Source organism: Amycolatopsis melonis, from assembly GCF_040064235.1.
Lineage (GTDB): Bacteria > Actinomycetota > Actinomycetes > Mycobacteriales > Pseudonocardiaceae > Amycolatopsis > Amycolatopsis melonis.
In genome coordinates this window covers 106,257-125,381 of the sequence record NZ_JBDZYD010000014.1, presented here as the reverse complement: position 1 = coordinate 125,381, position 19,125 = coordinate 106,257, and the positions used below count along the sequence as shown (strand labels likewise).

Here is a 19,125-nt window from a genome sequence, read left to right as displayed (position 1 = left end):
GTGGGGGGCGGCGGGGGTTTGTGGTGGGTGAAAACCGGTTCCCCACCTGGTTTCCCCCCCCACGACAGTCGGGGGCAACTAAGTGCGCAGGAGGCTCGTCAGCCAGCCGGCCAGGACCTGCTGGACGTCGGCGCGGGTCTGGGCCGGGTCCTCCGCCGCGGCGATCATCCGGGCCGCCTCCATCACCGCGCTGAGGATCAGCTGGGCCAGTGCCGGTACCGGGACCTCGACGATCAGCCCGTTCGCCCGCGCCGACTCCAGGAGTTCGGTCAGCAGGCCGAGGCCGTGCTCCGCCTCGATCTCGCGCCACACCTCCCAGCCGAGCACGGCCGGGGCGTCGGTGAGCGAAATGCGTTGGACGTCCTTGCGCAGGCACGCGTCGAGGAACACGCCCAAGCCCGCCGTCATGCCGGTGAGCGCGTCCGGGGCGCGGCCGAACGCGGCCGCCACCTCTTCGGTCAGCTCGCGTTCGAGCTGCTCGACCACGGCGCGGAACAAGCCCTGCTTGTCGGCGTAATGGTGGTACAGCGCGCCGCGGGTGACGCCGGCCGCGCGGGTGATCTCGTCCGCCGGCACCGCCTGGTAGCCGCGCTCGGCGAACAGCTCGCGCGCGGCCGCGACCAGTGCGGCCTTCGTGCCGGCGGAGCGGTCCTGCTGGGTACGTCGCACCCGCCTAATCTGCCATGACGCCCGCGAACTCGACGACGTGGCGGGCCAGCAGCGCCGGCTGGTCCTCGGACACGAACGTGTACGAGTCCGGGATCTCCACCAGCTTCGCGTCCGGCAGCACCCTGGCGAGCCGGTGGGCCAGCCGGATCGGGAACAGCCGGTCCTCGGCCGCCCACGCCAGCAGCACCGGCCGGTCGAACGTGCGCAGCACATCCGCGGCCGCGAGCGTGTGCCGCGGATGCACCTGCCGCAGGAACTTGCGCAGGTCGCGGCGCACCCCGGCGGACCGGCCCAGCGGAGCGAGGTAGGCCTGCGCGACCTCGTCCGGCAGCGGCCGCTTGACGACCCACCCGAACAGCAGCGGCAGCGGGTACAGCGCGCGGATCCGCAGCAGCCGGGCGAGCACGGCCATCGAGCCGGGAATCCGGGCGAGCGGCGGCAGCGGCTTGAAGATCGGCGGGAAGAAGTACTCGAAACAGTCCGACGGCGTGAGCACGACCCGCCCGACCCGTTCCGGACGGCGGCTGAGCATGATCTGCGTCAGCGCGCCGCCGGTGTCGTTCGCGACGAGCGTGACGTCGTGCAGGTCGAGCGCGTCGAGGAAGTCCGCGATCAGGTCGGCGTGCCCGGCGGGGGAGAGGTCGGCGTCCGGCCGCATCGGGATCTCGTGGCCGCCCAGCGGCAGATCCGGGGCCAGGCACCGGAATCCGGCCGCGGCGACGTCCGGCACGACCTTCCGCCACAGCCGCGCGTTCGTCAGCACCCCGTGGACGAACACCACCGGGGCGCCGGAGCCCCGCTCGAAGTACCGCACCTCGCCGGCCGGTAACCGGACCCGGTGCTCCTGACCCAGTGACTCGGTTCGCGTCATGTCGCCAGGTTACATACATGGTGTATGTATGTAAATGCGAGAGTGCGGTGATGCCCCGGGACTTGGCTTCGGGGAAAGGTCGGATCCGGGGGCATCACCGCCCGCGGGACGGCTGACGGTGTCCTGCGGTGGACTCACCCTAAGCGCGGCCATCCTGGCTGGCCAGAGCCTCGATGCGGTGTCGAAGGTTTGTCGCCCGGTCGGTCACCGGACCCACGGAGAGTGGTCCGGCTTGACCCTCTCGATACCCGCGCCTAGCCTGAAGTTGAAACTTCAACCGATGTGGGTGCCGATGTCGATCTTCCGCCTGAACCATGCCGTGCTCTACGTCCGGGACCTCGCCGAAAGCGTGGCGTTCTACCGGGACGTGCTGGGCTTCGACTACGTCGAGGGCGGCGACGCGCACCGCGGCGCGGCGTTCCTGCGGGCGCCCGGGTCGACCAACGACCACGATCTCGGGCTCTTCGAAATCGGCGCCACTGCCGGGGATTCGGGGGCCGGGCGGACGACGGTGGGCCTCTACCACCTTGCGTGGGAGGTCGACACCCTCGGCGACCTCGACCGCCTCGCCGTCCGGCTTCGTGAGGCCGGCGCTCTGGTCGGCTCGTCCGACCACGGCACCACGAAGTCGTTGTATGCCAAGGATCCCAACGGGATCGAGTTCGAAGTCGTCTGGATCATCCCCCTCGATCTGCTGACCGACGAAGACCGGGCGAAGGGCGGGGCCGTCGGCAGGCTGGATCTCGCGGGGGAACTGGCGAAGTACGGTCCCGACGCGCGCAGCGGCGTCGGGATTTCCCGCTCCTAGACGGTCGCGCCCGCCCGCTTCGGTTCCGAAGTCCGCTGCCGGACCGCGAGGCCGCTCAGGGCGAACCGGCCGGGGCCGATGAACGCGACGAGGAGCAGCGACCAGCAGAACAGGGTGGCCGCTTCGCCGCCGTTCTGGATGGGGAACAGGCCCTGCGGCAGGTGCACGACGAAGAACGCGTAGGCCATCGAACCCGAGCCGAGGATGGCGGCGACGCGGGTGCCGAGGCCGACGCAGACCAGTGCGCCGCAGACGAGCTGGATGACCGCGGCCCACCAGCCGGGCCAGGTCCCGACGGGAACGGTGGCCTTCGCGCCGAACAGGCCGAAGAGCGACTTGAGGCCGTGGCAGGCGAACAGGAAGCCGATGACGATGCGGTACAGCCCGACGACGTGTTCGCGGGCTGGGTCGAGACGGTGCATGGTGCCTCCGGGGGATGGGGGAACGGGCGGCATCGAACCGGCCGGTGGTGGCCGGCCGCTACGAATTGTGTCTTTCAGATATACCGCCCGTGGAGAGTTGTCACAAGGACCCGGAGTCGGGTAAGCGGATTTCGAAAATGGACGGACGGTCCGCCTGGTGGGTCAGGCGTCCTTATGGGGCAACGCAAACCGCCGGATGGGTGGTATTATCGGATGTGGTCCAGACCACTTGGATAATCGCCACCGACTTTCGGATTATTTTCGATTCTTTCGATGGCGGCGGGCGCGGTACGTTCCGGCTCTGACCGAAACGTTCGACATGATCGACGAGCCGCCGCGGGGCCCGCCCGCCCACCCCGTAAGGTGGCTCCATGGTGGACGAAGAAGTCGTCTCGGAGCGCATCCGGCACATTGCCGCCACTTTGGAGGGCCGCGCCGGGGACCTCACCGCGGACCTGGTCCAGCTGTACGCCACGGACCTGCCGCAGCTGGTCAACGACGACGAGCGCATGGTGAGCCTGCTGTCGTCGAGCGTCTACCAGAACGTCGAGACGGCACTGCAGATCTTCCGGCACGGCATCGACCCGGCGACCGTCGAGCCGCCTGCCGCGGCGGTCGAGTACGCGCGACGGCTGGCGCAGCGCGGCACGCCCGTGTTCGACCTGATCCGCGCGTACGACCTCGGGCAGGCCGCGCTGCTGGACTTCGGGTTCCAGGAATGCACCCGGCTCGTCGACGACGCGGCCCTGCTCGGGGCCATGATGCGACGGCTGCTGCGGGTCGCCTACGAGTTCATCACCCGGATCGTCCGCCAGCTCGTCGGCGTCTACCAGGACGAACGCGACCGCTGGCTGCTCAACCGCAGTGCCGCGCGGGCGGCGAAGGTCGCCGACCTGCTCGACGGCAACGGCGGCCCGCCCGACATCGACGCCGCCGAAGCGGTCATCGGGTACCGGCTGCGCGGCACGCACGTCGGGATGATCGTCTGGCACGCGTCGGAGGCACTGGTCGACGACGTGCTGTCGGTGCTGGAATCGGTGGCGGGCGCGGTGTTCGAGCGCGTCCGCGGGCAGGGACGTCCGCTGTTCGTGCCGCGCGACGAAGCCAGCGCGTGGGTGTGGCTGCCGCTCCCGCCGGGCGCGACGGTCGGCCGCGAGCACCTCACCGCGGCGCTCGCGGAGGCGGAACCCGGCGTGCGCGTGACGGCAGGCGATCCCGGCACCGGCGTCGCGGGCTTCCGCGACACCCACCAGCAGGCCCGGCGCGTGCACGCGCTGGCGCTCGCCGCCGGGGAGCACTGCGACCGCGTCCTGACCTTCCGCGAGGTCGGGACGGTGGCGCTGATGACCAGCGACCTCAACGCGGCCCGGCTGTGGGTGGCGAGCACGCTCGGCGGGCTGGCCGCCGACGACGAGAACTGCGCGCGGCTGCGGGAAACGCTGCGGGTGTTCCTCGCCTCCGGCGGCAGCTACACCGCGGCGGCCGCGGAGCTGGCGATGCACAAGAACTCCGTGCAGTACCGCGTCCGCAAGGCACAGGAACTGCTGCCGCGCGGGCTCGGCGAAGGACGGCTGGACGCGGAGCTGGCCCTTGGCCTGTGCCGCTGGCTCGGGGCGGCGGTGCTCTCACCGGCGTGATCTTTGGTGCCGCGGACCACGGGTGCCCAAGATCGTTGGGTCGCGGACACGAAGCCGGCGCCGTGATCTTCCCCTAACGTCCTGGCATGGGTGAAAACGGTGGAATGCTCGCGCTGGTGCGGCTACGCCGGGGTGTCGTGGGGGAAAGCAGACGAGTCTGTCACCTGATCCCGGTACCCGACGGCCCGGTCCCGGCGCACCTGACGGCGCTGTGCGGCGAGGCGATCTTCCCCGGCGAGGCCGAGGTCCTCGACGGACTGCGCGGCATGCCGTGCCACGCCTGCCTGATGGCGAACACGCCCGCGGGGCGGAACGTCCTGGCCAACGCGGGCTGAAAGGGACTTTCCTGGCGTCTGGTGCGAGGAAAGTCCCTTTCGCTGCACCGGATGAGACGATCGTCCCTTTCAGAGGGAGCCCCAGGCGCGGGCCCGGTCCAGGAGGCGGTTGCGGACCAGGGTGACCGCCGGGCGGGGTGGGGCCGCCGTTCTCGTCACCACGTACCACGTGTTGAGCGGGGGTGCCGCGGGTTCGTGGACCTGCTCCACCGAGCCCGCTTCCAGTGCCGCCGCCGCGAGGTAGCGGGGGAGCACCGTCGCGCCCGCGCCGGCGACCGCCAGTGACAGGAGCGCGCGCAGGTCCGGGACCACCACCGCCACCCGGTTCGGGGGCCGCCTGCCGAACTCGCTGCGCCAGTAGCGGCGGATGATCGGCAGCTCGTCCGCGTACGCCAGCAGCGGCAGGTGGGCCAGCGCGGCGACCGGCTCGGCCGCGAGGCGGGCCGGGTCGACGCTGCGGGCCAGCGCCGGGGCCGCGACCAGGACGAACTCCTCGTCGATCATCAGGGTCGCCGTCAGCGCGCGGTCGCGGGGCCGCACCGACGACACCACCAGATCGAGGCGGGCCGCGGTGAGTGCCGCGAGCAGCTCGTCGGCCAGGCCGAGCGTCACCGCCAGCTGCAGCCCGCGCGTCGTCAGCGGGGTCAGCGCGGGCAGGACGCGGGAAGCCATCGCGTCACTCGCGCCGCCGAGGGCGACGCGGTCGCGCAGGGCCGCGTCGCCGGGGTCCGCCGTGAGCACGCCGCGCAGTTCGTCGATGCGGGTGCCGATGCGCGTGGCCAGCTCGTCCGCGCGGGACGTCGGTGCCGCGCCGTGGCGCGACCGCGTGAACAACGGCTCGCCGAGTTCCTTCTCCAGCCGCGACAACTGTCCCGTGACGGCCGGCTGGGTCAGGCCCAGCTCGGCCGCCGCGGCCGACAGCGAGCCGCGGCGGTAGACCGCGAGGAACGTGCTCAGCAGATCGAGACTTGGCACGCAAGCCACCTTCCATAAGCGACGTTATGGATCGTACCGGGGCGTGCGGACTACCGCCGCCGGGTGCGCGGTTGTCCCCGGCGTGCGGGACACCGGGTCCCGCGAGGAAGGAAACCCTGTCATGGCACGGATTCTCCTGATCGTCTCGGCCGCGGACCACCTGCGGCTGGCCGACGGCACCGACCACCCGACCGGCTTCTGGGCCGAGGAGGTCGCCGAGTCCCACCGGGTGCTCACCGAGGCCGGGCACCACGTCGACATCGCGACGCCGGGCGGGCGGCGGCCGTCGGCCGACCCGATCAGCTTCGACGAACGCGGCGGCGTCGACCCCGCGGCCGGAGCGAAGTTCCGCGCCTACCTCGCAACGCTCGACGGCCTGGTCGCGCCGCTGAACCTGGCCGACGCCGGCGACTACGACGCGTTCTACCTGCCCGGCGGCCACGCCCCGATGACCGATCTGGCCGACGATCCCGTCCTTGGCAGGCTGCTCACCCGCGCCGACGCCGACGGCAAGATCGTTGCCGCGCTCTGCCACGGGGTCGCCGGGCTGCTGGCCGCCCGGCGCGACGACGGGTCGTTCGTCTTCGGCGGCCGCACGCTGACCGCGTTCAGCGACGAGGAGGAACGCCAGGGCGGGCTGGGGGAGAAGAGCCCGTTCTTCCTCGAGTCCCGGCTGCGTGAGCTGGGCGCCGAGGTGACGCCGGGGACGCCGTGGTCGAGCACCGTCGTCGTGGATCGCAACCTCGTCACGGGGCAGAACCCGCAGTCCAGTGTGGACACCGCGGCCCGGGTGGCGGCGGCCCTCGATGCTGGATCGATTTCGTGAAAACGTCACCGCGGACCGGCGGGGACACAATTCCCGAAACGGGATGTCGGTGAATCTCCGACCGGGAATCCGCCTTCGGCAACATTGTCACGGATCGTAGTCACTCGGGTGGCGACGGTGGCCATTTCCGTTCCGCGGGGCGTTCACAGAGGCCGGAACACGTTGTGAAGTGCGGCAGATGGGCCAGGATCGATGGTGCATTCGGATGAACTCTGCGGATAACGTATCCCGCTGCGACTTCGTGACCCTTAACCTTGCGTGATTCTTCGCATGAATTGCACTGGGGAGTGAGATGAAGTCGACGTCACCGCCGTGGTTTCCGCGCGCCCATTCGCCGTCGGGGGCCGACACCGGGCGATGACGCAAGCCGGTTGCATCCGACGTTTCGCGGAAATCGCCCGGAACTCGCCCGGCCGGATCGCGGTCGTCGAGCAGGACGCGGTGGTGAGCTATGCCCGGCTGGCCGCGCTGGCCGGCGGGCACGCCGCCCGGCTGCTCGACGCCGGCGTCCGGCCAGGGGACGCCGTCGGCCTGGTCACCGGGCACGGCACGCGGGCCATCGCCGCGATCCTGGGCACCCTCGCCGCGGGGTGCGCCTATGTCCCGCTGGATCCGACGTTCCCGCGGGAGCGCCTCGCCCACCAGGTCGCGGCGGCCCGCGTCTCGGCCGTGCTCGCCGACCCGGAGCACATCGGGCTCGCGGAAGCGTTGTGCCGGAACGCTTCCGCGCGGGTCGTCACGTCCGGATCGGACACCGCGCCGCTGCCGGTGCCCGACCCGGATCCCGGAGAAACCGCTTACGTGCTGTTCACCTCCGGGTCGACCGGTACGCCGAAGGCGGTCGCGCAGACCCACCGCAACCTGCTGCACGTGGTGGACAACCAGATCGCCACGCTCGGCATCACCGCCGCCGACCGGGTCAGCCTGCTGGCCTCCTTCGGCTTCGACGCGGCGATCCCTGACCTCTATCCGGCGCTGCTCACCGGCGCCGCCGTGGTGCCGGTGGACGTCCGCGCCCACGGGGTCGCCCACGCGGCCCGCGAACTCGCCCGCCACGAGGTGACCGTCTACCACTCGACACCGACGGTCTACCGCTACCTGCTCGACGCCCTCGACGACGGCCTGCCGTCGGTGCGGACCGTCCTGCTCGGCGGCGAGCAGGCCACCTACGCCGACGTCCGCCGCGGCCGGTTCGCCCCGGACTGCGTGTTCGTCAACGGCTACGGCGCGACCGAGGTGACCTTCTGCGCCCAGTACCGGCTGACCGCCGCGGAAGCCGGCGACGCCACCGGCCCGCTGCCGATCGGCTCCGCGCTGCCCGGGTACACGCTCACCGTGCTCGACGGCGGGGAACTCGAAGTCCGCAGCGAATTCCTGGTCGACGGCTACCTCGGCCAGCCAAGCCCGGCGTTCGGCAGCACCGCGGACGGGCTCCGCACCTACCGTACCGGCGACCTCGGCCAGGTCCGGCCGGACGGCACCCTGGTCTGCCTGGGCAGGCTGGACCGGCAGGTCAAGATCCGCGGCTTCCGGGTCGAGCTGACCGAGGTCGAGGCCCGGCTCGCCGAACGGCCCGAGGTCGCCGAGGCGCGGGCCATCGTCCGCGACGGCGAACTGCTCGCCTACGTCGTCCCGGCGCAGGAGGCGGACGTCACCGCGCTGCGGGCCGCGCTCGCCGACGTCCTGCCCGCGCACGCGGTGCCCTCGGCCGTCACCGCGGTTCCGGCGTTTCCCCTGACCGTCACCGGCAAGCTCGACGAGCAGGCCCTGCCGGACCCGCGCCCCTCCGCCCCGGCCCCGGCGGCGCCGACGACCGAAGCGCAGCGGCGCGTGCACGCGATCTGGCGCGCGGTGCTCGGGCACGACCGGTTCGGGACCGGGGACGCCTTCTTCGACGTCGGCGGGCATTCCCTGCTGCTCGGGCAGGTCCAGCAGCGGCTCGCCGAGGAGTCCGGCACGGACGTTCCGCTGCTCGGCCTGCTGGAACGCCCGACCGTCGCCGCGCAGGCGTCCTATCTGGAGGAATCCACTTCGGACAGTGCGCCGGTCGCCGCCGGGCCGCCGGTCGCGGACGAGCCGGGCAGCGACCTCATCGCCGTCGTCGGGCTCGCCTGCCGGTTCCCCGGCGCGCCGGACGCCGACGCGTTCTGGTGGAACCTCTGTGCCGGCACCGACGCGATCCACGACTACACCGACGACGAGCTGGCCGCCCTCGGCATCGGCCCCGGCCTGCGCGGCGACCCCGCGCACGTCCGGGCAGGCGGCAGGCTCGACGGCGTCGAGGACTTCGACGCCGCGTTCTTCGGCTTCACCGGCGAGGAAGCCGCCCGGACCGACCCGCAGCACCGGATCTTCCTGGAGACGGCGTGGCGGGCACTGGAGGACGCGGGCCGCGACCCGGCGGCCGAACCCGGCCCGGTCGGGGTGTTCACCTCCGCCGGGGTGAACCGGTACTTCCTGTTCCACCTGTTCGGGAACCCGGCCGTGAGCGGCGGCCTCGACCCGGACGACTGGGAGGGCAGGCTCCTCGGCCGCCAGCTCACCGACCACCTGCCCGGGCAGGTCGCTTACCGGTTCGGCCTGACCGGGCCCGCGGTGGCCGTCCAGAGTGCCTGCTCCAGCTCGCTGGCCGCGGTCGGCCTTGCCGCGCAGAGCCTCGCCGAGTACCGCTGCGACCTGGCGATCGCCGGCGGGGTCAGCGTGACCTGGCCGCGGTACCGCGCCGGCGGCATGGTGTCGGCGGACGGGCGCTGCCGCTCGTTCGACGTGGCGGCCGACGGCGCCGGGTTCGGTTCGGGCGCGGGGGTCGTCGTGCTGCGGCGGCTGTCCGACGCGCTGGCCGACCGCGACCACATCCACGCCGTGCTGCCCGGCTGGGCGATGACCAACGACGGTGCCGACCGCGCCGGGTACGCCGTGCCCAGCCCGGCGGGCCAGGCGGCGGCGATCGCCGAAGCGCTGGCCGTGGCCGAGGTCGACCCGGGCGAGGTGCGGCTGGTCGAGGCGCACGGCAGTGGCACGCCGCTGGGCGACGCGATCGAGGTCGCCGCGCTCAACCGCGTGTACCGCGACCTCCCGCCCGGCACGTGCGCGCTCGGCTCGGTCAAGACGAACATCGGGCACCTCGACGCGGCCGCCGGGGTGGCCGGCCTGATCAAGGCGGTGCTGGCGGTCCGCCACGGCGTGATCCCGCAGAACCTGCACTTCACCGCGCCGCACCCGGAGGTCGACCTGGCCGGCGGGCCGTGTTACGTGCCCGTCAAGGCCACCGACTGGCCGGAGGTGCCGCGGCGGGTGGCCGGGGTCAGCGCGTTCGGCATGGGCGGCACGAACGTCCACGTCGTCGTCGAGGAGGCACCGGCGGCCGGTCCCCGGGTGCCGGCCGCGGGGCCGCACGTCCTGCCGGTGTCGGCGCGGGACCCGGAAGCCCTGCGGGAAACGCTGTCCGCGCTGCGCGACCGGCTCGCCACCGACCCGCCGGACCTGGCCGACGCCGCCTACACCCTCGCCGTCGGGCGCCGCGCGTTCGCCTGCCGGGCGGCGGTGGTCGCGTCGACCGTGGGGGCGGCCGTCGAAGCTCTCGGCACGCTGATCGCCGAGGGGACCGATGTCGCCGGGCCGCCGGGGACGGCGCGGGAGCTGGCCGAGCGCTGGGCCCGCGGAGCCGACGTCGACTGGGCGGCCCGGTACGCCGGTGCCGGACCCGGGCGGGTGCCACTGCCCGGGCATCCGTTCCGGCGCAGCAGATTCTGGATCGACCCACCGGTTCCGGGACACCACCCGTGACCGGCACGCACGTCCACCCGGGCGCCACCGCGCCCGTGTCCAGCTGGGGAGTTCACCGTGACCGACACGCTGCCTGCCGCGGGCACGCAGGTTCCACCACTGTCCTTTCCGGACACCACGGTCGCCGGCCTTGTCCTGGCGCAGGCGGAGCGGACGCCGGACGCACTGGCCGTGCGCCAGGGGGACGTCCGGCTCACCTACGCCGATCTCGTCGCCGCCGCCTGGGGAGTCGCCGCCGTCCTGCGTGAGCGGGGTGTCGGACCGGAAACGCGGGTGGGTGTCTGCGCCCGCCGGACGCCCGCCCTCGTCACCACCGTCCTCGGCGTCCTGCTCTCCGGCGGCTGTTACGTCCCGCTGGACCCGGGCGGGCCGCGGGCGCGCCTGGCCGGGATCGTCGCCGACGCCGGGATTTCGCTGGTGATCGGCGACGCCGCGGTCGAGGAATTCGGGACGGCGACGGGGATCGACGTCCCGCCGCCGGGGCCACCCGGGGTCTGCCCGGCCACGCCGGACACCACCGCGCACGTCCTGTACACCTCGGGCTCGACCGGGCGGCCGAAGGGCGTGCTCACCACCCACCGCAACATCGCCGCCTTCGTCACCGGGTTCGCCGGGCGGCTCGGCGTCGGGCCCGGCACCCGCACGCTCGGCATCGCCTCGCCCGGCTTCGACGCGTTCACGATGGACGTCTTCGTGCCGCTGAGCACCGGCGGGTCGGTGCAGCTGGCAGGCTCGGCCGACCGCGCGGACCCGGAACGGCTGCGCCGGTTCGTCGTCGAGCACGACGTGAACTGGGGATTCATCACCCCGACGCTGCTGTCGCTGCTGAACCCGGAGGACGTGCCGGGCTGGCGGACCATCGCCTGCGGCGGCGAGCCGGTCCCCGCCGAGCTGGCCGCGCGCTGGCTGCCGGGCCGCCGGTTCTTCAACGCCTACGGCCCGACCGAGACGACTGTCGTCGTGCTCACCGACGAAGTCACCGGCATGCCGGCGGACCCGCTGCCGCTCGGCACGCCGACGCCGCGCCACCGCGTGTACGTCGTCGACGACCAGCTGCGGCCCGTCCCGCCGGGCGAGGTCGGGGAACTGCTCGTCGGCGGGCCCGGCGTCGCCGCCGGTTACCTCGGACACCCGGAACTGACCGCGCGGAAGTTCGTCGGCGACCCGTTCGTGCCGGGGGAGCGGGCCTACCGCACCGGCGACCTGGGCCGGCTGCGCCCGGACGGCCGGATCGAGTTCGCCGGGCGTGCCGACCGGCAGGTGAAGGTCCGCGGGCAGCGGATCGAACTCGGCGAGGTCGAGGCCGCGCTGGGCGAGCACCCGGACGTCGGCTCCGTCGCGGTCGAGGCCGTGCCCGGCCCGGGCGGCACCCGGCTCGTCGCGTTCCTGACCCCGGAGTCGGCACCGTCCGATGTGGACCTCCACGCCCATGCGGCCGACCGGCTCACCGAGGCGATGCGCCCGGCCGCGATCCGGCGCCTGGCCGCACTGCCGGTCAACCCCGTCACCGGCAAGATCGACCGGCCCGCACTGCGTGCCCTCGCCGAAACTGCGCCAGAGCCTGCCGTCGAGCCCGCGTCGCCGGTGGAAGCGGTGTGGCGCAAGGTACTCGGCCCCGGCGCCGGTACCGACTTCCTGCTCTCCGGCGGCGATTCGATCGCCGCGATGCGGCTGGTCGCGGCCCTGCGTGCGGAACTGGCCGCCGACGTCTCCGCCGAAGACGTCTTCGCCGCGCGGACCCTCGACGGGCTCGCCCAGCGGGTCGCCGCGGCCGCCCCGCTCACCGGGCCGGGCCTGACGACCGGGCACGCGCCCGCGTTGTCGCCACCGCAGCGGCGGCTGTGGTTCCTCGACCAGCTCGCGCCGGACGCGGCGCCGTACAACATCGCGATGGCGTTCCGGCTGTCCGGGCCGCTGGACGTCGGCAGGCTGCGGGCCGCGCTGCGGGCGGTCGCCGAGCGGCACGACGTGCTGCGCTGGCGCATCCGGCCGGTCGACGGCGTGCCGCAGGCCGAGTGCCTGCCGCCGGAAGAGGTGGCCCTGCCGGTGATCCCGGTGACCGCGGACGCCGTCCCGGCCCGCCTGGCCGCCGACGCGGCGACGCCGGTGCAGCTCGACCGCGAGCCGCCGTGGCGGGTCCGGCTCTACGCACTGGGCGCCGAGGAGCACGTGCTGGGCTTCACCCTGCACCACGCGGTGTTCGACGGCTGGTCGCAGGAGCTGCTCTGCGCCGACCTCACCGCGGCCTACCGCGGCGAGCCGCTGCCGCCGCTCGCCGCGTCCTATGCGGACTACGCCGTGTGGCGCGCGGATCGCGACCGCCGTCGCGAGTCCGTCGACCTCGCGTGGTGGACCGGGCACCTCGCCGGTGCACCATCCACAGTGGACCTGCCGCGGGACCGGCCGCGCCCGGCCGTGCAGACCTACCGCGGCGCGACCTGCTTCCAGGCGTTCCCGGACGGCGTCGCCGAAGCCGTCCCCGGGCTGGCCGGCCGCACCGGGACGACGCGGGCGGGCGTGCTGCTCGCCGCGTTCGGGCAGCTGCTGCGGCGGCTCACCGGCGGCGCCGACCACCTGGTCGCCACCGTCGTCGCGGACCGGCAGCTGGCCGAGACCCAGGACGTCGCCGGGTTCTTCGTCGACATCGTCCCGGTGCGGCTGCGGGCCGACGACAGCGCGGACTTCGCCACGCACGTCCACCGCAGCGGCGAGGAACTCGTGGCCGCCACCGCGCACCCGGCGGCGCCGATCGACCGGCTCGTCGACGCCCTCGGCGTACCGCGCGACCCGGCACGGGCGCCGCTGGTCCAGGTGATGTTCAACGTCCTCAACTTCACCGAGCCGCGGCTGGGCCTGCCGGGCGTCGACGCCGCGTGGCTGCCGGTCGAGAAGCCGGGATCGCCGTTCGACCTGACCGTCTACGTCCTCGACCGCGGTGTCGAGCTGCTCTACAACCCGGATCTCTTCGACGCGGCCCGGATCGCCGCGCTGGCCGAGGACTACACGCTCCTGCTGCAGGAGCTGGTGGCCGAGCCGGACCGGCCGGTCGGGACGTGCGCGCCCGCGACACCGCGGCCGTCGGTGCGGACCGCCGCGCCCGGCGCGGACGCCCTTGTCCGGGCCGCCGCATCGGCCGCCGTCGCCGACCCGGCCGCGCTCGCCGCGACCGAGGCGGTCATCGCGGCGGCCTGGCGGGAGGTGCTCGGCCTGGCCACGGTCGGTGTCACCGACAACTTCTTCGACGTCGGCGGGCATTCACTGGCACTGGCCAGGGTGCACGCCGAGATCACCGCCCGGCTCGGCCGCCGCATCCCGATGGTGGACCTGTTCAGCCACCCCAGCATCCGGGCCCTTGCCACCCACCTGCATGCGGGCGCCGCGCCGAACCCGGAGCTCGCCCGTGCCGCCGAGCGGGTCGCCGCCCGCCGGGGGCGCACCCCGTCCAGAAGACCCCGCCGCAGTGCCGCCACGACCGGCCAGGAACAGGAGCGACCGCAGTGACCAACGACCTCGAACCGGGTGCCGAACCCATCGCCATCGTCGGGATGGCGGCCCGCGTCCCCGGTGCCGGCGACCTCCGGCAGTTCTGGCGCAACCTCGTCGACGGCGTGGAGTCCATCAAGCCCGCCACCCGCGAGGAGCTGCTCGCCCGCGGGGCCGATCCGGCCACTTTGGACGATCCAAGCTGGGTCAACGCGACCACGATGGTCGACGGCTTCGACGAGTTCGACGCCGACCTGTTCGGCATGACCAGCCGCGAAGCCGAGATCACCGACCCGCAGCACCGGGTGTTCCTCGAAGCCTGCCACTCCGCGCTGACCGACGCGGGGTACGACCCGGCCCGCTACGCCGGGGCCATCGGCGTCTACGGCGGGACCGGGCGGACCGGTTACCTCATCGAGAACCTGCTGCGCAACGAGCGGGTGATGGCTTCGCAGCACGGCGGCATCGGGATGTCGACCGGCAACCAGCCGAGCTACCTGACGACGTCGGTGTCCTACAAGCTGAACCTGCGCGGCCCGAGCCTGGCGGTGCACACGGCGTGCTCGACGTCGCTGGTCGCGGTGCACCTGGCGTGTGAGGCCCTGCGCAACGGCGAATGCGACATGGCGCTGGCCGGGGGCGTGAACCTGGAGATGCCGCACGGCATCGGATACATGGGCGTCGACGGCTTCACCTCGCCGGACGGGCACGTGCGCGCGTTCGACGCGGGCGCCAACGGCACCGTGTGGAGCAGCGGCGTCGGCGTGGTGCTGGTCAAGCGGCTGTCGCAGGCCTTGGAGGACGGCGACCACATCCGCGCGGTGGTGCTCGGCAACGCGATCAACAACGACGGCGCCACCAAGGTCGGCTTCTCCGCGCCGAGCGTCGCCGGCCAGACCGAGGCCATCGCGCAGGCCGTCGGCATGGCCGGGGTCGACCCGCGCACGATCGGCTACGTCGAAGCACACGGTACGGGAACGGCGCTGGGTGACCCGATCGAGATCATCTCACTGTCCACTGTGTACGGCCACGGCGTGCCGGACACCGGCTGGTGCGCCATCGGCTCGGTGAAGTCCAACATCGGCCACCTGTCCCAGGCGGCCGGGGTGGTGGCGCTGATCAAGACCGTGCTGGCCATGGAACACGGCCTCATCCCGCCGACCATCAACTACGAAGAACCCAACCCCGGCATCGACTTCCCGAACAGCCCGTTCTATCCCGCGCGCACGGTGACGAAGTGGGAGGCGGCCGACACCCCGCGCCGGGCGGGCGTCAGCTCGTTCGGCGTCGGCGGCACCAACGCCCACGTCGTGCTGGAGGAGGCGCCGGTCCCGCAGCGCGACCGCCGTCCCCGCCCGGCGCACCTGCTGCGGGTGTCGGCGAAGACGCCGGAAACCCTGGCCGCGGCGGTCGACCGGCTCGCCGACCGGCTGGCCGGGGACGTCGACCTCGACCTCGCCGACGTCGCGCACACCCTCGCGGCCGGGCGCACCGAGTACGCGCACCGGGCGGTCGTCGTCGCCCGCGACACCGAGGACGCCGTCGACGGCCTGCGCGACCCGCGGCGCCTGATCACCGCCCAGGCCGGCGAGCTGAAGGTGGCGTTCCTCTTCTCCGGGCAGGGTTCGCAGTACGCCGGGATGGGCGCCGAGCTGTACCGCACCGAGCCGGTGTTCGCCACCGCCGTCGACGAATGCTGTGAGCTGGCCGGGATTCCCGGCCTGCGCGAGCTGATCCTCGACCGCGGCGGCGACGCGAAGCTGCGGGAGACCCGGTACACCCAGCCCGCGCTGTTCACCGTCGAGTACGCGCTGGCCATGCTGTGGCGCAGCTGGGGTGTCCGGCCGGAGGCGATGATCGGCCACTCCGTCGGCGAGTACGTCGCCGCGACCGTCGCCGGGGTGTTCACCCTGGCCGACGCGGTGAAGCTGGTGGTGCGGCGCGGCGAGCTGATGCAGTCGATGCCCGCCGGGGCGATGCTCGCCGTCCAGCTCGACGAGGAGGCCGTCACGCAGCGGCTGCCCGAGGGTCTGGCGATCGCCGGGGTCAACGGGCCGGGCACCTGCGTCGTCGCCGGGCCGTCCGAGGCGGTCGCGGACTTCGCCGCGCTGCTGAAGTCCAGCGACGTGCAGTGCCGGGAACTGGTGACCTCGCACGCCTTCCACTCGCCGATGATGGACCCGATCCTGGCGGAGTTCACCGAGGCCGTCGCCGCGGTGCCGCGCTCGGCGCCGTCGGTGCCGTTCCTGTCCAACCTGACCGGCGGCTGGATCACCGACGCCCAGGCCACCGACCCGGCCTACTGGGCCGCGCACCTGCGCCAGGCCGTCCGGTTCGGCGACTGCGTGCGGACGCTGTTCGCCGGCGGCGAGCGCTGGGCGCTCGTCGAGTGCGGCCCTGGCCACCAGCTGGCCGGGCTCGCCCGCGGCCAGGTGCCCAAGGGCCTGCCCGCGCCGCAGCCGAGCCTGCCCGGCCGCACCGACCGCGAAGGCGACGTCGAAACGCTCTACGCGGCCGCCGGTCTGTTGTGGACACACGGGGTTCCCGTCGGGTCAACGGCGTCCGGGCACCGCGTGCCGCTGCCCGGCTATCCCTACGCGCGCAAGCGGTACTGGGTGGACCCCGACCCGGCGGGACCGGTCACCCGGCCCGAGGAGCCGAGCGGCCCGCTGCCGCTCGACGAGTGGTTCGCGGTGCCGTCCTGGCGCCAGGCCGGGCCGCAGCTGCGGCGCGAGCCCTTCGAGACGTGCCTGGCGTTCGTCGACGACGACGTCCTCCCGGGCCTGCTGCGCGACGCGGGGGTCGTGGTCACCGAGGTCCGGCCCGGTGCCGCGTTCGCGGTCACCCCGGCCGGGTTCACCGTCCGGCCCGGCGTGCGCGAGGACTACGACGCCCTCGTCGCCGCCCTCGGCGAGCGTCCCGGGCGGGTGGTCCACGCCTGGGCACTCGGCGGGACCGAGACCGGGATGGCCGCACAGGACCGCGGGTTCTTCAGCGTCCTCAACCTGGTCCAGGCCTGGGGCGAGCCGGTCCGGATCGACCTGCTGAGCACCGGCACCGCCGATGTCACCGGCACCGATCTGACCCGGCCCGGGCACGCGACGCTCGCGGGCCTCGCCCGGGTCGTCCCGCTGGAAGTACCGGGGACGGTCGTGCGCCGGATCGACGTCGAGACCGTGTCCGGCGAGGTCGTCGCCGAGCTGTTCGGCCCGGCGGACGCCCCGGCCGAGGTCGCCCTCCGCCGCGGCCGCCGCTGGGTCCTCGAACACACCCAGCTGACCGTGCCCGAGGCGGCGCCGGTGCTGCGCGAAGGCGGCCGGTACCTGATCACCGGGGGCACCGGCGGCATCGGGGTCACCCTCGCCGAGGACTTCGCGCTGCGCGTGCGGGCGAAGCTGATCCTGCTGACCCGCACCGGCCTGCCGCCACGCGAGGAGTGGGACGCGCACCTCGCCGCGCACGGCGGCACCGACCGGGCGGGCCGCGCGATGCTCGCCGTCCGGCGGATGGAGGCGGCCGGCGCGGTCGTGCACGTTCTCGCCGCCGACGTCACCGACCCGGCGCGGCTGCGGGAGGTCCGCGAGCTGGCCGAACGGGAGTTCGGCGGGCTCGACGGCATCGTCCACGCGGCCGGGCTCCCCGGCGGCGGCGTCGCCGAGGTCAAGGAACGGGCGGCCGCAGAAGCGGTGCTCGGGCCGAAGATCGGCGGCACCCTCGCGCTGGCCGAGGCGTTCGGCGACCTGCCGATGGACTTCGTCGCGCTGTGCTCGTCGGTCACCGCCGTCTCCGGCGACTTCGGGCAGGTCGACTACTGCGCGGCCAACGCCTTCCTCGACGCCTACGCCCGCGGTGACCACGGCTGGCGGGCCCGGGTCGTCTCGCACAACTGGGGTGGCTGGGACGAGGTCGGCATGGCCGCCGAGGTGGCCGCGCCGACGACGATCCGCTCGACGCGCACGAAGGCCGACGGCCCGGTCATGCACCCGGTGCTCGCCACCCGCACCGCCGACGGCTGCCACGGCCTGGTCTCGGCGGCCGGGCACTGGCTGCTCGACGAGCACCGCATCGCCGGGGTCCCGGTCGTGCCGGGCACCGGGCACCTGGAAACCGTGCGGGCCGCGGTCGAGGCCACACTGCCGAAGCCGGGTGACGGCCACGTCGTCGAACTGCGGGACGTCGCGTTCCTGGAACCGTTCTCGGTGCCCGAGGGCACGGTCGCGGAGTACCGGGTCGCCTTCGACGGTGACGGCTTCGCGGTGACCAGCCGCGCGGCCGGGGTGACGAAGGTGCACGTCCGCGGCTCCGCTGGCTGGGTCCCGGCGCCGTCGGTGTCCACTGTGGACCTCGACGCGGTGCGGGCGCGGACCCGCGTCCTCGACGACGGCAACGCCTTCGGCACCGGCCGGACCAGCATGGTCACCTTCGGCCCGCGGTGGGCCGCGCTGCGCACCCACCACGTCGGCGAGCACGAGGAACTGGCGTCGCTGGTCGCGCCCGCGGAGGCGGCCGCCGACACCGGCTTCGCGCTGCACCCGGCGTTGCTCGACGTCGCGACCGCGTTCGGCCGCGGCCGGGGCAGCGGCACCTACCTGCCGATGAGCTACGGCCGCGTCGTGGTGCACGCACCGCTGCCGTCGAGCTTCCACAGCCACCTGCGCTACCGGGACTCCGGCGGTGACCAGGTCGTCGCGGCCGACCTGACGCTGTGTGCCGACGACGGCCGGGTACTCGTCGAGATCGAGGACTTCGTGCTGCGTCAGGTCGACGAAGGCGCGGTGAGCGGCGGTCTCGCGGCCGCCGCCAGGGAGTCCACTGTGGAGTCGGCGGGGATCCGGCCGGTCGACGGCGCCGAGGCGTTCCTGCGGGCGATGACCCCCGGCCTCGGCGGCCAGGTGGTGATCAGCACCCGCCCGGTGCGCGACCTGTTCGCCCGCCGGGTCACCGCCGAAGCACTGGAGGAGACCGAAGAAACCGCCGAGCCGGTGGCGCAGCCGCAGGCCCAGGACGACTACGTCGCCCCGCGCACCGATCTCGAAGCCGAGATCGCCCGGCAGTGGGCCGAGGTGCTCGGCGTCGAGCGCATCGGCGTCCACGACGACTTCTTCGCCCTCGGCGGCAACTCGCTGGTCGCCATCCAGCTCATCGCCCAGGTTCGCAAGACCACCGGTGCCCGGCTGGCGATGAAGACGCTGTTCGAAGCCCCCACGGTGGCCGCACTGGTCGAGCGGATCGAACAGCTGCGCGCCGACGCGGCACCCGCTGCCGAAGAGCCGGCCGCCACCACCATCCCGAAGCTCGCGCGCTGAAGCAGGA

At 73.6% G+C, this 19,125-nt stretch carries 11 protein-coding genes; 7 read left to right on the top strand and 4 right to left on the bottom strand.

Going from position 1 to position 19,125, the window contains the following annotated elements:
* Positions 1-78 precede the first annotated feature (78 nt).
* Positions 79-669 (bottom strand): TetR/AcrR family transcriptional regulator, encoded by a 591-nt coding sequence (locus ABJI51_RS33610; RefSeq protein ID WP_348955110.1) that lies wholly within the window; start codon positions 667-669, stop codon positions 79-81.
* 4 nt (positions 670-673) lie between these two features.
* Complete coding sequence (locus tag ABJI51_RS33605) at positions 674-1,540, bottom strand: alpha/beta fold hydrolase (protein ID WP_348955109.1); 867 nt, start codon at positions 1,538-1,540, stop codon at positions 674-676.
* A 292-nt stretch (positions 1,541-1,832) separates the two neighbouring features.
* On the opposite strand from ABJI51_RS33605, the gene ABJI51_RS33600 reads away from it, so the two are divergent.
* Positions 1,833-2,348 carry a VOC family protein gene (locus ABJI51_RS33600; protein ID WP_348955108.1) on the top strand — a complete coding sequence of 172 codons (516 nt, stop codon included), beginning with the start codon at positions 1,833-1,835 and terminating at the stop codon, positions 2,346-2,348.
* Here ABJI51_RS33600 and ABJI51_RS33595 read toward each other — a convergent pair.
* Positions 2,345-2,770, bottom strand: a complete 426-nt coding sequence (locus tag ABJI51_RS33595) for a DoxX family protein (RefSeq protein ID WP_348955107.1) — start codon at positions 2,768-2,770, stop codon at positions 2,345-2,347. The two genes, ABJI51_RS33600 and ABJI51_RS33595, sit on opposite strands and share 4 nt — an antisense overlap.
* Before the next feature lie 371 nt (positions 2,771-3,141).
* On the opposite strand from ABJI51_RS33595, the gene ABJI51_RS33590 reads away from it, so the two are divergent.
* Both ABJI51_RS33590 and ABJI51_RS33585 read left to right on the top strand, forming a co-directional pair.
* On the top strand, positions 3,142-4,407 hold the full coding sequence (locus ABJI51_RS33590; RefSeq protein ID WP_348955106.1) for a PucR family transcriptional regulator: 1,266 nt from the start codon (positions 3,142-3,144) through the stop codon (positions 4,405-4,407).
* 86 nt (positions 4,408-4,493) lie between these two features.
* On the top strand, positions 4,494-4,742 hold the full coding sequence (locus ABJI51_RS33585) for a hypothetical protein (protein WP_348955105.1): 249 nt from the start codon (positions 4,494-4,496) through the stop codon (positions 4,740-4,742).
* Between the two features lie 69 nt (positions 4,743-4,811).
* Here the strand turns inward: ABJI51_RS33585 and ABJI51_RS33580 are convergent, their stop codons facing one another.
* Positions 4,812-5,717, bottom strand: a complete 906-nt coding sequence (locus ABJI51_RS33580; RefSeq protein WP_348955104.1) for a LysR family transcriptional regulator — start codon at positions 5,715-5,717, stop codon at positions 4,812-4,814.
* A 121-nt stretch (positions 5,718-5,838) separates the two neighbouring features.
* Between ABJI51_RS33580 and ABJI51_RS33575 the strand changes: the two genes are divergently transcribed.
* The 4 genes from ABJI51_RS33575 to ABJI51_RS33560 all read left to right on the top strand — a co-directional run bounded on the left by ABJI51_RS33575 (position 5,839) and on the right by ABJI51_RS33560 (position 19,118).
* Positions 5,839-6,543, top strand: coding sequence for a type 1 glutamine amidotransferase domain-containing protein (locus tag ABJI51_RS33575; RefSeq protein WP_348955103.1), 705 nt, complete (start codon positions 5,839-5,841; stop codon positions 6,541-6,543).
* A gap of 357 nt (positions 6,544-6,900) precedes the next feature.
* A complete protein-coding gene (locus ABJI51_RS33570; protein WP_348955102.1) occupies positions 6,901-10,329 on the top strand; it encodes a beta-ketoacyl synthase N-terminal-like domain-containing protein in 3,429 nt (1,142 codons plus the stop codon).
* A 57-nt stretch (positions 10,330-10,386) separates the two neighbouring features.
* Positions 10,387-13,830: an amino acid adenylation domain-containing protein gene (locus ABJI51_RS33565; RefSeq protein ID WP_348955101.1), complete on the top strand. Its 3,444-nt coding sequence runs from the start codon at positions 10,387-10,389 to the stop codon at positions 13,828-13,830.
* Positions 13,827-19,118: a type I polyketide synthase gene (locus tag ABJI51_RS33560; RefSeq protein WP_348955100.1), complete on the top strand. Its 5,292-nt coding sequence runs from the start codon at positions 13,827-13,829 to the stop codon at positions 19,116-19,118. The genes ABJI51_RS33565 and ABJI51_RS33560 overlap by 4 nt, the downstream gene beginning before the upstream one ends.
* Positions 19,119-19,125 lie beyond the last annotated feature (7 nt).